Origin of the sequence: Chryseolinea soli (assembly GCF_003589925.1) — a bacterium.
Lineage (GTDB): Bacteria > Bacteroidota > Bacteroidia > Cytophagales > Cyclobacteriaceae > Chryseolinea > Chryseolinea soli.
The window spans coordinates 2,570,257-2,584,074 of the sequence record NZ_CP032382.1; the positions used below are offsets into that span (position 1 = coordinate 2,570,257).

Consider the following 13,818-nt stretch of genomic DNA (forward strand, 5'->3'; position numbering starts at 1 on the left):
AAACTATGGCTTTAACAAAAAAAATCCTCGTTACCGGCGGCGCGGGCTACATCGGTGCACACACTGTAGTGGAACTGATCAACGCCGGCTACGATCCCGTGATCATCGATGATCTTTCGAAAAGTGATCGCACATTGTTGGCGGGCATTGAAAAAATTACGGGAAGGAAAGTGGATTTTCACAAGGGTGACTGTTGTGATAAAGCCTTTGTAACGGGCGTTTTTAAAACGGCAGGACCGTTCTCCAGCGTGTTGCATTTTGCGGCCTACAAATCGGTGGGCGAATCGGTGGAGAAGCCGTTGATGTATTACCAAAATAATATCGATTCGCTGGTCACCGTGCTGGATGTGATGAAAGAAAATGGTGTCACCGATCTTATTTTCTCGTCTTCTTGTACCGTCTATGGCCAGCCCGACCACATACCGGTCGACGAGTCGGCGCCGTTCAAGCGGGCGGAGTCGCCCTACGGTGCCACGAAGCAGATGTGCGAGCGCATCCTGGAAGATGCTCACCTCAATGGCTACCGCGTGGTTTCGCTGCGGTACTTTAATCCCATCGGGGCGCACCCCAGCGCCGAGTTGGGTGAACTGCCCGTGGGTGCCCCCAACAACCTTGTTCCCTACATTACGCAAACTGCTGCCGGTGTTCGCGAGAAGCTCACCGTCTTTGGCAATGACTATGATACGCCTGACGGCTCCTGCCTCCGGGATTTTATTCACGTCGTAGACCTGGCCATTGCCCACGTGAAGGCAATGGAGTACCTGGCGAAGCGCCCTGAAAAAAAATTGGTCGAGGCTTTCAACGTAGGGACTGGAATCGGTGTCTCCGTATTACAGCTTTTGGACAAATTCGTGAAGGTGACCGGCGCGAAGCTCAACTATGTTATCGGTCCCCGCCGGCCCGGTGATGTCGAAAAGGTGTATGCCGATCCGTCGAGGGTGAATGCGGCCCTTCAATGGAAGACAATATATTCCGTAGAAGATTCGCTGCGCGATGCGTGGCGATGGGAGAAGAAGGTTCGAAACCTTCAGTAAACACCGCAAAAACAAATTCGATACGTGACGACTGATCTCATGCAACAAATAAAGATGGTTGATCTGCACACGCAATACTTGCGCATCAAAGCGGAGGTTGACGCTGCCATGCAGCATGTGCTGAACACCACCGCCTTTATCCAGGGAAAAGAAGTTGCTGAGTTTGCTGAATCGCTCGCTCACTTTCTCGGCGACGTGAACGTTATTCCTTGCGCCAACGGAACCGATGCCCTTCAAATAGCCTTCATGGCTTTGAATGCAAAACCCGGCGACGAAGTCATACTGCCCGTGCATACCTATGTGGCCACCGCCGAAGTGCTGGCGCTCATGGGATTGAAGCCCGTCTTTGTGGACGTGGACGAGCACACGTTCAATATCGATGTTGCGCAAGTGCAACAAAAAATTACATCGCGCACCATCGCCATCGTGCCGGTTCACCTGTATGGTCAGTGTGCCGACATGCAACCGCTGCTGGAGCTTGCTGCCAGACAGGGCTTGTCCGTGATTGAAGATGCAGCCCAGGCGTTGGGTGCTGTCTATACCTTTAAAAACGGCATCACGAAAAAGGCCGGCACCATGGGGACCATCGGTACCACGTCGTTCTTCCCTACAAAAAACCTGGGATGTTTTGGCGACGGCGGCGCAATTTTCACGTCCGATGCCGCGCTGGCCGAGAAGATCAGGATGATCGCCAACCACGGTCAAAAAGTAAAATACCATCATGAACTCGTGGGCGTAAACAGCCGCCTGGACACGCTGCAAGCGGCCGTGTTGAAAGTGAAGCTGAAATATCTTCGCGACTACGAATCGCTGCGCAACGACGTGGCCCGTTACTACGACGCCAAGCTTTCGGGCGTGCCGGCATTGAGAATACCGGCGCGGGTTGGAAACTCAACGCACGTTTTTCATCAGTACACCGTGCAGGTTTTGAAGGGCGATCGCGATCAATTCAAGAAATACCTGGAAGAGAAAGGTATACCGACCATGATCTACTATCCCGTTCCGCTTCACTTGCAGAACGCGTACCGGCAACCGGAATACGGCCCTGGATCATTTCCGGTGACGGAAAGACTTTCAAAGACGGTGATCTCACTGCCCATCCATACGGAGATGCCCGGTGATCAATTGGAATTTATCAGCACGACCATAAAAGCCTATTTTTAACATGACCGACGCAAAGGAATTTTATGTCCATCCCACGGCCGTGCTAGACGAAGGCTGCGAAATAGGAAAAGGAACAAAGATCTGGCACTTCTCGCACATCATGCCCCACTGCAAGATCGGGGAGAATTGCAACATCGGTCAGAACGTGGTGATCTCTCCCGAAGTGGTGCTGGGAAAAAATGTGAAGGTGCAGAACAACGTCTCTATCTACACCGGTGTGACGTGTGAAGACGATGTTTTTTTGGGTCCCTCCATGGTGTTCACCAACGTGACCAACCCGCGCAGCGCTGTCAATCGAAAAAATCAATATGCAAAAACACGGGTGAAGCGAGGTGCTACCATAGGGGCAAACGCGACCATTGTTTGCGGGCACGACATCGGTGAATTTGCTTTTATCGGTGCAGGAGCGGTGGTCACCAAGACCGTGCCGGCCTATGCGCTGGTCGTCGGCAATCCCGCGCGGCAAAACGGCTGGATGAGCGAGTACGGACATAAGCTGAATTTCAAAGAAGGCATAGCCACTTGCCCCGAAAGCAAGCAGCGCTACCGGCTTCAGGATGGTGTGGTTTCTAAAATAGAAGGATGAAAAATTTTGCATTGATCGGTGCCGCGGGTTTCATCGCGCCCCGTCACCTTAAGGCATTGAAAGATACGGGCAGCAACCTGGTGGCGGCGCTCGACAAACACGACAATGTCGGTGTACTGGATTCCTATTTCCCAAACGCCGATTTCTTTACGGAGTTCGAGCGCTTTGACCGTCACCTCGACAAGCTGAAACGCAAAGGAGAGAAGGTCGACTACATCACCATTTGCTCACCAAACTATCTCCATGATTCGCACATCCGTTTTGCCCTTCGTTATGGTGCAAACGCCATATGTGAGAAGCCTCTCGTGCTCAACCCCTGGAACCTGGACGCGTTGGCCGAAATTGAAAAGGAGACGGGCAAAAAAGTGTTCACCATTCTTCAACTGCGCCTGCACCCCAGCATCATCGCCTTGCGCGAGCGCGTGCTGAACGGTCCTAAAGACAAAGTTTACGACGTCGATTTGAAATACATGACCTCGCGCGGCCACTGGTACCAAAGCAGTTGGAAGGGCGACCTGTCGAAGTCAGGGGGCATTGCGACCAACATCGGCATTCATTTTTTTGACATGCTGATGTGGATCTTTGGCGAGGTCAAGAAGAATGATGTATACAGTCTCACGGCCAGCCAGGGATCGGGATATATCGAATTGGAAAAAGCGCGGGTGAATTGGTTTCTCAGCATCGACTACGACGATATTCCCGAGGCGGTTAAGGCCCAGGGAAAAAGAACCTTCCGCACGTTGAGTATGGAGGGCGAAGAGATCGAGTTTAGCGATGGCTTTACCGACTTGCACACCAAAAGTTATGCAGAGATATTGAAGGGCAACACGTTCGGCTTGCAGGAAGCCAAACCGTCGATCGAATTGGTGTACGACATTCGCAATAAAGAACGCTCGCCGAAACCGTAAGGCGTATAGGATCACAAATTTTTTAAAACCCCTCTCACGTGAAAATACTCGTCACCGGAAGCAATGGTCAATTGGGAAGCGAGCTCAAGCTGCTTGCTGCTGTTTACAAGACCTTCGACTTCACCTTCATCGACGTCGAAGAAGTCGACCTCACGCAAGCCGATTCCATCCGCAGTTACTTTGCCGCCAAGCAATTTGATTTTCTGATCCACTGCGCCGCCTATACTGCGGTCGACAAAGCGGAAGAAGAGTCACGACTGGCCTACGCCATAAATGCCGACGCCGTAAAAACGCTGGCGGAGGTCTGTGTGGAAAAAAAGATCCGCATGATCTACATTTCCACCGACTACGTTTTTGATGGCGAGGCCAACCAGCCGCTCACAGAGATGGCCGTGCCCAGTCCAGTGTCGGTGTATGGAAAGTCGAAGCGGGAAGGCGAAAACCATGTGCTGTCTATTTTGAGCAACGCCTATATCATCCGGACCGCCTGGGTGTATTCTACTTTCGGAAAGAATTTTGTGAAAAGTATCCGGCATCTGGCCAGTCAGCGGGAGTCACTGGGGGTGGTTTGTGATCAGATCGGTACGCCAACGTATGCTTTTGACTTGGCTTCGGCCATTTTGCAAATCGTGGAGGCCGTCGCCCAAGGGCGCGTGGATGAGCCCGGGATCTATCACTATACGAACGAAGGGGTGACCTCCTGGTACGACTTTGCTTATTTCCTGGTCAGGGAAAGCAAACTGAATTGCCGGATTCAACCGATTTCGACAGCACAATACAAGACGGCAGCCGTCCGGCCCAAGTTCAGTCTGCTGGATAAATCTAAAATTAAGGCTACTTTTGCGCTTCAAATACCCCATTGGTCGGAGAGCCTGAAGGTATGTATTGAGAAACTATCAAGCTAAACGGGGTCAAAACGGCGGTTTTGGCGTGCAAAAGAGAGATTTTGAATGGTTAAAAGGTTATTTCAAGGCAGTTTTATGCGCTATCTCGTCGTTGGGGTGACCTCTGCCGGCCTGGAATTCCTTCTGTTGATTTTCTTTGTTGAGCGGTTCGATCTGACCCCCCTGATGGGAAATGTATTTGCGTTCCTGATCACCTGCATTCTAAATTATACGCTCAGCCGGAAATGGGTGTTCGAGCGCACGGGCGAGCGAAAACGGGTTGAGTTCTTTCTGTTCATGTTTTTTGTTACCTGCGGATTGCTGATCAGCCAATTGGTGATGTGGATCGGTGTCGATCAATGGCACATCGACTACCGGATCTCTAAGGTGATCGCCACGGGTTTTGTTGTCATATGGAATTTCTTTACACGGAAGTATCTCGTTTTTAATCGTCTGGAGTCGTTGCGGGCCTTGTTCTCGAAGCGATAACGGCAAAGGGATTTTTTTATCGTCATCCGGCAAGCCAACCCTGACGGACGACGCACTGATACGAATGGCCTGAAGGTTTTTTAGGAAGGGTTGATCGAAATGAGATTTTAATGCAGTAGTTCAATAGAATGGTTTACACGTTCAATTTTTAATGTTCATTCAATGCTAAATGGTAAAAGTGTTCTGATCACCGGAGGAACCGGTTCATTCGGAAAAAAATTTGTTGAGGTGGTTTTAAAAAAATACCCACAAGTAAAGAAGCTCATCGTTTATTCCCGCGACGAGTTGAAACAGTTCGAAATGAGCCAGACTTTTCCTGAATCGAAATATCCCGCCATGCGCTATTTTATCGGCGACGTGCGCGATGCAGAGCGAATGAAAAGAGCTTGTGAGGGTGTGGATTTCATCGTGCATGCCGCGGCACTGAAGCAAGTGCCGGCAGCCGAATACAACCCCATGGAATGTATTAAAACGAATATCATCGGTGCCGAAAATGTGATCAATGCGGCCATGGACTGTGGCGTTAGCGATGTGGTGGCCCTTTCTACCGACAAGGCTGCTGCGCCGATCAATTTATATGGTGCCACAAAGCTTTGTTCCGATAAGCTCTTCGTTGCCGCCAACAATTTTAAGGGACCGAGAAAGTTGAAATTTTCGGTCGTGCGCTATGGCAATGTCATGGGATCGCGCGGCTCGGTCATTCCTTTTTTTATGGAAAAAAGAAAAGACGGCATGTTGCCCATTACCGATGAAAACATGACGCGTTTCAATATCTCCCTGGAAGAGGGTGTTGAGCTCGTTTTGTTTGCCTATGAAAATGCCCTGGGTGGAGAGATTTTCGTTCCGAAGATCCCTTCATATTCCATCATGGAACTGGCCGAGGCCATCGGACCGGAGTGTAAAAAAGAAGTCATTGGAATTCGCCCAGGCGAAAAGGTCCACGAGGAAATGATCACCGAATCGGACTCCTTCTACACGGCCGATGTCGGGCGTTATTATGTCATTCTTCCCCAGTCACCCTCCTGGAGCTACGACGATTACTTTGTTAAAAAGAAAGCGGAACGCGTGCCCGTGGGATTCAAATACAATTCCGGTACAAACAAAGAATGGCTGACCAAAGAGCAGCTGCGCGAATTGATCAATGTGCACGTTGATCCAAACTTTAAAGTGTGAGCCTCGATCATCTCAGGAAGAAGATAGCCATTGGGACCGTACAATTAGGCCTTTCCTACGGTATTAATAACCAAACCGGAAAGCCTTCTCAGGATGTAGCCTTCGACATTTTGCGAAAAGCTTCGGACTATCGCATCCACATGCTGGATTCGGCCGAAGCCTATGGCGACTCCCTGCAGGTGATTGCCGCGTTCCTGAAGTCGGGTCATCACAGTTCGTTCGACATCATCAGTAAATTTATAGGAGATGGAACAGCCTTGTCCGGTAAGGTCGAAGCGACGCTGGAAGCGTTGGGCATCCCTTCGCTGTATGCCTACATGTTCCATCGATTCGAAGACTACCGCTCGGGTAAATACCGCGATGAATTGCTGAGCTTGCAAAAGACAGGCAACGTCCGCAAGCTTGGCGTCTCTTTATATGGCACACACGAATTGGAAGCCGTGGTGAACGATGCGGAGATCGGGGTCATTCAACTTCCCCTGAATCCCCTGGCCAATACTGCCGAAACGATCCGCCTGGTGAAGGAAGCCAAGGCGAAAGGCAAGGAAATTCACGTGCGTTCGGTCTTTCTGCAGGGATTGCTATTCAAAGACCCCGATGAATTGACCGGAAACCTGAAGGGGCTTTACGAACCGCTAAAAACCTTTCATAAAATTCTCAAGGATTACAACCTCGGGGTAAGGCAAGCGTGTCTAAATTACGCTTTGCACCAACCCTGGATTGATTATGTGATTATTGGTGTAGAAACAAAAGAGCAGTTGGAGCAAAACATCGAAGCCATTACGCCCCATTTTTCACAAGCCCTGGCGCAGGAGTTGGAGTCCATTTTTGTGCCCGACCTGTCTTTGTTGAATCCCTCCACCTGGAAACCCTAAATTGTATTTGAAACGCCACCCCTAAATAAGCATGAAAGTTATTCCATACGGCCGACAAGACATTACCCAACAAGACATCGATGCGGTGATAAAAGCACTGACCTCTGATTTTCTTACGCAGGGTCCCACCATATTGGAATTCGAAAAAAAATTTGCTGACTATGTCGGCGCCAAATATGCCGTTGCCGTAGCCAACGGTACGGCGGCCCTGCACCTGAGCACGATGGCGCTCAAGGTGAATAGCCAGTCAAAAGTGATCACGACCCCCATCACCTTCGCGGCCACGGCCAACTGCGTGCGGTATTGTGATGGCGAAGTTGTGTTTGCAGACATTTCCCCGGAAACGGTTGTACTCGACGTCGATAAAGTTGCCGCCCTCCTCAAGGCCTCACCAAAAGGTACGTATCAGGGGATCATCCCGGTTGACTTTGCCGGCTACCCGGTGAACATGGAAAAGTTCCGGGCCCTGGCCGACGAATACGGACTTTGGATCATCGAAGACGCCTGTCACGCGCCCGGTGCCTATTTCACCGACAGCAAAGGACAACAACAATGGTGTGGCAACGGCGTGTTCGCCGACCTCACCGTGTTCTCATTCCATCCCGTGAAGCACATTGCTTGTGGTGAAGGCGGGATGATCACGACGAACAATAAAGAATTGTACGACAAGCTCATGGTGCTGCGCACGCACGGCATCCATCGCGATCCGGCCCACCTGAACGAAAATCATGGAGGTTGGTACTATGAAATGAAAGAGCTCGGCTACAACTACCGGCTCACCGACATTCAAAGCGCGTTGGGCATCTCGCAACTGGCAAACGCCAACGAAAGAATGAAACGCCGCCGCGCGATTGCCGAACGGTATGACCGGGCATTTGCCAAGGCAGGTATTGCACTTGCCGCTCCAGGGAAAGGCATTGGCCATGCTTACCATTTGTACATCATTCAAGTGAACAACCGGAAGGCCTTGTACGACAAGCTTCGCGAGAAAGGAATCTACGCCCAGGTGCACTATGTTCCCGTGCACACCATGCCTTACTACCAAGGGCTGGGCTATAAAAAAGGAAGCATGCCCGTTGCAGAAGCGTACTACGACAAGTGCCTGAGCTTGCCCATGTACCCAACCCTTACGGATGAAGAACAAGAGTACGTGATTAGCGTTATATTGGCTAACCCCCAATAGTCATGAGAATCAGGAATCAGAAGGATGCTTTTTTGAAGTACGAAGCCGACAACTATTTCGCGCGTAATAGAAATGCGAAGTATAAGGGCGAGACTGACGTTGTCTTAAAAATGCTGCAAGAATACAGCGTGCAGCCCAACCGTGTGTTGGAAATAGGATGCAACTCCGGCTATCGCCTCGATGCCATCTCCACGCTGTTACAGTGCCCCGACGTTACCGGGATCGACCCCTCGAAGCAAGCCATTGACCTCGGGCGGAGCAAATATCCTCACATTCATTTTATTCACGGAACAGCTGATGACATGTCGTCGCTGCGGGCAGCTTCGTTCGATCTGATCATCATTGGATTTGTTTTATATGTAGTCGATCGCGACATTCTTTTTAAAGTGGTGGAGGAAACCGATCGCTTGTTGATGGATGGCGGACTTTTGGTCATCGTCGACTTCTTTTCCGAAAAGCCGGTGCGCAACCCCTATCAGCACATCCAGGAAATTGAGGCCTTTGCCTACAAGCAAAACTATGATGAGATGTTCACGTCATCGAGGCTCTATCACGTGATCGATAAACGGAGCATGGATCACACGAGCAAAGACTATGACGCATCGAATGATTTTTACAATAAGTATGCGATGACAACTTTGAAGAAGGATCTTGCTGCCGGGTACCGGTAGAGAAACCTGCTGGCATGGAGTTGTCTTTTGAAGTGAAACAGGATAGCAAAAATGAAAATTGTCGCCATTACACAAGCACGCATGGGATCGACCCGTCTTCCGGGAAAAATTCTGATGCAGATACAAAATCAAACGTTGTTGGAACTGCATGTCCGGAGAATCCAAAAGTCACAAAAAATAAATGAGTTGCTGGTGGCAACTACCGTGGATGCTGAGGATGAAAAGACCCTGGGAATTGCCGGTAAATTAGGTGTGCCGGCCTATCGCGGATCGGTGCAGGATGTGTTGGATCGATTTTATCAGGCGCTGCAAGGAAAGTCTGCCGACTACGTGGTGCGACTGACTTCGGATTGTCCGTTGATCGATGGCCAACTGATCGACAAAGTAATTCAATTTGTCATCGACCGGAACCTCGACTACGGTTCCAATACGTTGAACCCCACGTATCCCGACGGCCAGGACATCGAGGTATTTAAATATCAGGCCATCGAAAAGGCATGGAAAGAGGCCAACTTGCTCTCGGAGCGGGAACACGTGACACCCTATATCTGGAAAAACTCCAGCTACAAAGGAGGTCACCTCTTTGCATCCGACAATTTTGAAGAAGGCTATTCGTTCGGACACCTGAGAATGACGGTCGATGAGCAAAAGGACTTTGATGTGATCAACGCCCTGATTACCGGGCTTGGCGCAGACGGCAGCTGGCTGGACTATGCGCGCTACCTGGAGCAGCACAAAGACGTGAAGTCACTCAACGAAGCCATTGGCCGCAACGAAGGCTACAGCAAGACATTGAAAAAAGATAAATAACCAATCATGAGCACCCGCTATAAAAAATCCGAAGAATACCTGGAACGTGCGTTGAAGACCGTGCCCCTGGGGTCGCAAACGTTTAGCAAAAGCAAAACACAACTTCCCATCGGCGTGTCGCCTTTCTTTGCCGAAACCGCAAAGGGTGCCTATCTCTACGACGTCGATGGAAACCAGTATATCGACTTTGTGAACAGCCTCTGCTCGGTAACGTTGGGGTACAACGATCCCGATGTCACAAACGCTGTGGCCGAACAATTGCAAAAGGGTATCATCTACTCACTGTCGCACGAACTTGAATTCAAGGTGGCGGAGAAAATTGTCGAGATCGTTCCTTGTGCAGAGATGGTGCGCTTTGGAAAAAACGGGTCCGATGCCACCGCCGGCGCCATTCGTCTGGCCCGCGCCTATACGCAACGCGATCACGTGCTGGTGTGTGGCTATCACGGCTGGCAGGATTGGTACATCGGTTCCACCACACGCGACCAGGGCGTGCCGAAGGACGTAAAGAACCTCACGCACAAATTCTTCTACAACGATATTGCATCGCTCGAAACAAAATTGAACGAGCTAAAAGGCAAAGTGGCCGCCGTGATCCTGGAGCCCGTGAACGTAGCGGCCCCCGAAAATAACTTCCTCGAAAAAGTAAAAGAACTTACCCATAAGCACGGTGCGCTGTTGGTCTTCGACGAAACCATCACCGGGTTTCGCTATGCTAATGGCGGTGCCCAGGAATTTTTTAACGTGATCCCCGACCTGGCCACGTTTGGAAAAGGACTTGCCAACGGCTATCCCGTTTCCGCCGTCGCCGGCCGGGCAGACATCATGAAACTGATGGAAGAGATCTTCTTCTCGTTCACCTTTGGTGGCGAAACCTTATCGCTGGCGGCGGCCTATGCCACCATGAACAAACTCCAGCGTGAACCGGTCATTGCAAAACTTTTTAACACCGGAGAGAAAGTGATCCAGGAAGTGAACGCAGCGATCAACGACGCCGGTCTTCAATCGATCTTCAGTGTGGCCGGATACCCGGTGTGGTCATTCTTTATGATCAAAGACACTCCCCAATACAATTCGTGGGAGTTCAAAACCTTGTTGCTGCAGGAGATGTTCCAAAACGGGATCTTCACCATCGGTACGCACAACATCAGCTATGCCCATGAACCCGAGCACGTGCAAAAACTGGCGCAGACCTATCGCGGCTACTTCAAGAAAGTGCAGGAGGCCATCGAAAAAAATAATCTTCGCAGCATGCTCCACTGCGAGCCCTTAAAGCCATTGTTCAAAGTGCGATAAAAAACAGGCGTGAAAACACGGGTCTACTTACGTGCCGATGGTAATGCGAAAATGGGCTTGGGCCACATTCACCGTTCGTTGGCATTGGCGGAAATGCTACGCGACGACTTTGAATGTCATTTCGTGATCCACACGCCCTTGCCCGGCCTTCGTGAGTTGATCTTAAAAAGTTGTGCGAGCATTATTGACCTTGGCGATCTTTCGCAAGAGGAGGAGTTGAAATACCTCCTTGACCTTTTCAGGCCGGAGGATGTGATCGTGCTGGATGGCTATGCTTTCAAAACCGAATATCAGCAACGGCTGAAAAACAAAGGGCATGTGCTCGTCTGCATCGACGACCTTCAGTCCTATCATTTTGTAGCCGATGTCGTGATCAACCCGGCGGGTGGAGTAGATCTTTTCCGGTACTCCGGGGAGGCCTACACAAAATTTCTCTGTGGTCCCACCTATGCCTTGCTAAAACCTCCCTACCTGGAAGCCGCCCGAAAACGCGGCGCCAGAACCGGAAAGCCGTCGTTGCTGATTTGTATGGGAGGTGCCGATCCCGATAACCATACACTGGCCACGCTCAAGGAGAATGTCGGCCAGGGGTTCGATACCGTGTATGTCATCATCGGGGAGGCCTACGTGCACAAGAAGGAACTTTATGAAAGCGTAAACGCGTTTCAGCAAAAGATTGAAGTATTGAATAACCTGGACCCGCGGGCGATGGCAGCCATCATGAAGGAATGTGCCGTGGCCATTTGTTCTGCCAGCGGGGTGGCCTATGAATACGCAAGCGTTGGCGGAGAGCTATACATAAAGCAGACAGCAACCAATCAAACCCTGTTGTACCGGTACCTGATCGATGCCGGTTTGGCCTTTCCTGTCGGGGAATTCAGGGCGGATGAAGCCCGTGTGAAGGCAGCCGATCAACAGCAATCGCGGGTGTTCGATGGCCATTCGGGATCCAGGATTTTAAAGGTGTTTAATCGCCTCGACTTCGGGCTCAACGCCGCGCTGCGAAAAGCTACAGGCGATGATTTGCTAAAAGTCTTTGAATGGGCAAACGATCCCGAGTTGCGCCGGCAATCCTTTAGTACACAAGCTGTATCTTTGGAAAACCACACGAAGTGGTTCACCGGGAAGTTGGCCGACCCTGCGACGGAACTGTATATCGTGGAGTATAAGCATCTCCCCGTAGCACAAGTCCGGTTCGATGTCAAGCTCGAAGCCACCATCATCAGCTATTCGATCGATGCGCGGTACCGGGGCAGAGGATGGGGACAGCCCGTATTGCAATTAGCCCTGGATGCCTTTCAAAAAACACATCGGGGGACTAAAAATATTGTGGGCTATGTAAAGATGAACAATATAGGGTCGACAAAAGTGTTTCAAAACCTGGGGTTTGCCCAGCGGGAAACAAACGACTATCCTGAATCATATAAATTTGAATTAAACGCATCATGAAAGAAATAAAAGTTGCCGGTAAAGTGATCGGCTCTCATCACAAGCCCTTCATCATTGCCGAGATGTCGGGAAATCACAACCAGTCCATCGACCGCGCGTTGGCCATTGTGGATGCGGCGGCGGCGGCCGGTGCGGACGCCATCAAGCTGCAAACGTATACTGCCGACACGATGACCATCAAGGGCGCCTATACCATTAGCGACGAGAAGTCGCTATGGAATGGAAAGGAATTGCACGATCTCTATTCGGTGGCCCACACCCCCTGGGAGTGGCATAAAGAAATTTTTGATCGCGCACGCAAGAAGGGCATGGTGGCCTTCAGCTCACCCTTCGATGCCACGGCCGTCGATTTTCTGGAAACGCTGGATGTGCCTTTGTATAAGATCGCCTCCTTTGAAAATACCGACCACCCCCTCCTGAAAAAAGTAGCCAAGACGGGCAAGCCGGTCATTATGTCGACCGGGGTGAGCTCGCTGGCGGATATTTTTGAGTCCGTCGAAGTGTTGAAAAAGAACGGATGCCGCGAGCTGGTGCTGCTGAAGTGTACCAGCACTTACCCGGCAACCCCTCAAAACACCAACCTGATGACCATCCCCGTGATGCAGGAAATTTTCTCCGACTGTCTGATCGGTCTTTCCGATCACACAATGGGCGTGGGTGCCTCCGTGGCCTCCGTTGCTCTCGGGGCACGCGTCATTGAAAAACATTTTACCCTGCGTCGTGCGGACGGTGGTGTGGATAGCACGTTCTCGTTGGAGCCGGAAGAATTGAACGCCCTGGTGGTTGAAAGCGAGCGCGCCTACCAGGCATTGGGTCATGCCAATTTCAATGTGCTGGACGTCGAGCGCGACAGTAAAAAATTCAAGCGATCCATTTATGTAGCAGAAGACATTAAAGAAGGCGAGCGGTTCACCACATCGAATCTGAAAGTGATTCGTCCCGGCGATGGACTGGAGCCGCGGTTTTACGAGAGCCTCATCGGATTGCCCGCGAAGAAAAGTATGAAGAAAGGTTCGCCCCTGCATTTTAACGACATTCTTTAATGGGAGCGGTGACCGGCAACACTCCATACACGAACCTGCATAGACCCCGTACGACATGAAGAAATTTTTGTTTTACGTCAGGTTTATGCTGAAGGGTGGCTACGTCAATGCCTTCAAAAAACTGGAGTATACGAGCACTTCGTGGTTGGGGAGATCGGTCAGCATTTTTTTTGAACCGGGCGGAGATCGTCGCCAGCGGATAGCGTTGGGAAAAGGCGTGCGCGTTGGAAATTTTTCCGATCTCACGGTCGGG

At 50.8% G+C, this 13,818-nt stretch carries 14 protein-coding genes; all 14 read left to right on the forward strand.

Annotated elements, in window-relative coordinates:
• The first annotated feature begins 5 nt into the window (after positions 1 to 5).
• The 14 genes from galE to pseI all read left to right on the forward strand — a co-directional run bounded on the left by galE (position 6) and on the right by pseI (position 13,565).
• The gene (gene galE, locus D4L85_RS11135; protein ID WP_119754374.1) at positions 6 to 1,034 is read left to right on the forward strand and encodes a UDP-glucose 4-epimerase GalE; all 1,029 of its coding nucleotides are present in this window, start codon (positions 6 to 8) and stop codon (positions 1,032 to 1,034) included.
• A 24-nt stretch (positions 1,035 to 1,058) separates the two neighbouring features.
• Entirely contained in the window at positions 1,059 to 2,198 is a 1,140-nt protein-coding gene (locus tag D4L85_RS11140; protein WP_335621962.1) for a DegT/DnrJ/EryC1/StrS family aminotransferase, read from the forward strand.
• A 1-nt stretch (position 2,199) separates the two neighbouring features.
• The gene (locus D4L85_RS11145; RefSeq protein WP_119754376.1) at positions 2,200 to 2,784 is read left to right on the forward strand and encodes an acyltransferase; all 585 of its coding nucleotides are present in this window, start codon (positions 2,200 to 2,202) and stop codon (positions 2,782 to 2,784) included.
• A complete protein-coding gene (locus D4L85_RS11150) occupies positions 2,781 to 3,692 on the forward strand; it encodes a Gfo/Idh/MocA family protein (RefSeq protein ID WP_119754377.1) in 912 nt (303 codons plus the stop codon). Before D4L85_RS11145 ends, D4L85_RS11150 begins: the two co-directional genes overlap by 4 nt.
• A gap of 38 nt (positions 3,693 to 3,730) precedes the next feature.
• Positions 3,731 to 4,597, forward strand: a complete 867-nt coding sequence (gene rfbD, locus D4L85_RS11155; RefSeq protein ID WP_119754378.1) for a dTDP-4-dehydrorhamnose reductase — start codon at positions 3,731 to 3,733, stop codon at positions 4,595 to 4,597.
• Between the two features lie 45 nt (positions 4,598 to 4,642).
• Positions 4,643 to 5,065: a GtrA family protein gene (locus tag D4L85_RS11160; protein WP_119754379.1), complete on the forward strand. Its 423-nt coding sequence runs from the start codon at positions 4,643 to 4,645 to the stop codon at positions 5,063 to 5,065.
• 162 nt (positions 5,066 to 5,227) lie between these two features.
• A complete protein-coding gene (gene pseB, locus D4L85_RS11165; protein ID WP_119754380.1) occupies positions 5,228 to 6,238 on the forward strand; it encodes a UDP-N-acetylglucosamine 4,6-dehydratase (inverting) in 1,011 nt (336 codons plus the stop codon).
• Entirely contained in the window at positions 6,235 to 7,113 is an 879-nt protein-coding gene (locus D4L85_RS11170; RefSeq protein WP_119754381.1) for an aldo/keto reductase, read from the forward strand. The genes pseB and D4L85_RS11170 overlap by 4 nt, the downstream gene beginning before the upstream one ends.
• Positions 7,114 to 7,144: 31 nt before the next feature.
• Positions 7,145 to 8,296, forward strand: coding sequence for a UDP-4-amino-4,6-dideoxy-N-acetyl-beta-L-altrosamine transaminase (gene pseC / locus D4L85_RS11175; RefSeq protein ID WP_228450856.1), 1,152 nt, complete (start codon positions 7,145 to 7,147; stop codon positions 8,294 to 8,296).
• Between the two features lie 2 nt (positions 8,297 to 8,298).
• Positions 8,299 to 8,967 (forward strand): class I SAM-dependent methyltransferase, encoded by a 669-nt coding sequence (locus D4L85_RS11180; protein ID WP_119754383.1) that lies wholly within the window; start codon positions 8,299 to 8,301, stop codon positions 8,965 to 8,967.
• A 51-nt stretch (positions 8,968 to 9,018) separates the two neighbouring features.
• Complete coding sequence (locus D4L85_RS11185) at positions 9,019 to 9,777, forward strand: cytidylyltransferase domain-containing protein (RefSeq protein ID WP_119754384.1); 759 nt, start codon at positions 9,019 to 9,021, stop codon at positions 9,775 to 9,777.
• A 6-nt stretch (positions 9,778 to 9,783) separates the two neighbouring features.
• On the forward strand, positions 9,784 to 11,073 hold the full coding sequence (locus D4L85_RS11190; RefSeq protein WP_119754385.1) for an aminotransferase class III-fold pyridoxal phosphate-dependent enzyme: 1,290 nt from the start codon (positions 9,784 to 9,786) through the stop codon (positions 11,071 to 11,073).
• 9 nt (positions 11,074 to 11,082) lie between these two features.
• Positions 11,083 to 12,522, forward strand: a complete 1,440-nt coding sequence (gene pseG, locus D4L85_RS11195; RefSeq protein WP_160143665.1) for a UDP-2,4-diacetamido-2,4,6-trideoxy-beta-L-altropyranose hydrolase — start codon at positions 11,083 to 11,085, stop codon at positions 12,520 to 12,522.
• Entirely contained in the window at positions 12,519 to 13,565 is a 1,047-nt protein-coding gene (pseI, locus tag D4L85_RS11200) for a pseudaminic acid synthase (RefSeq protein WP_119754387.1), read from the forward strand. The genes pseG and pseI overlap by 4 nt, the downstream gene beginning before the upstream one ends.
• The last annotated feature ends 253 nt before the right edge of the window (positions 13,566 to 13,818 follow it).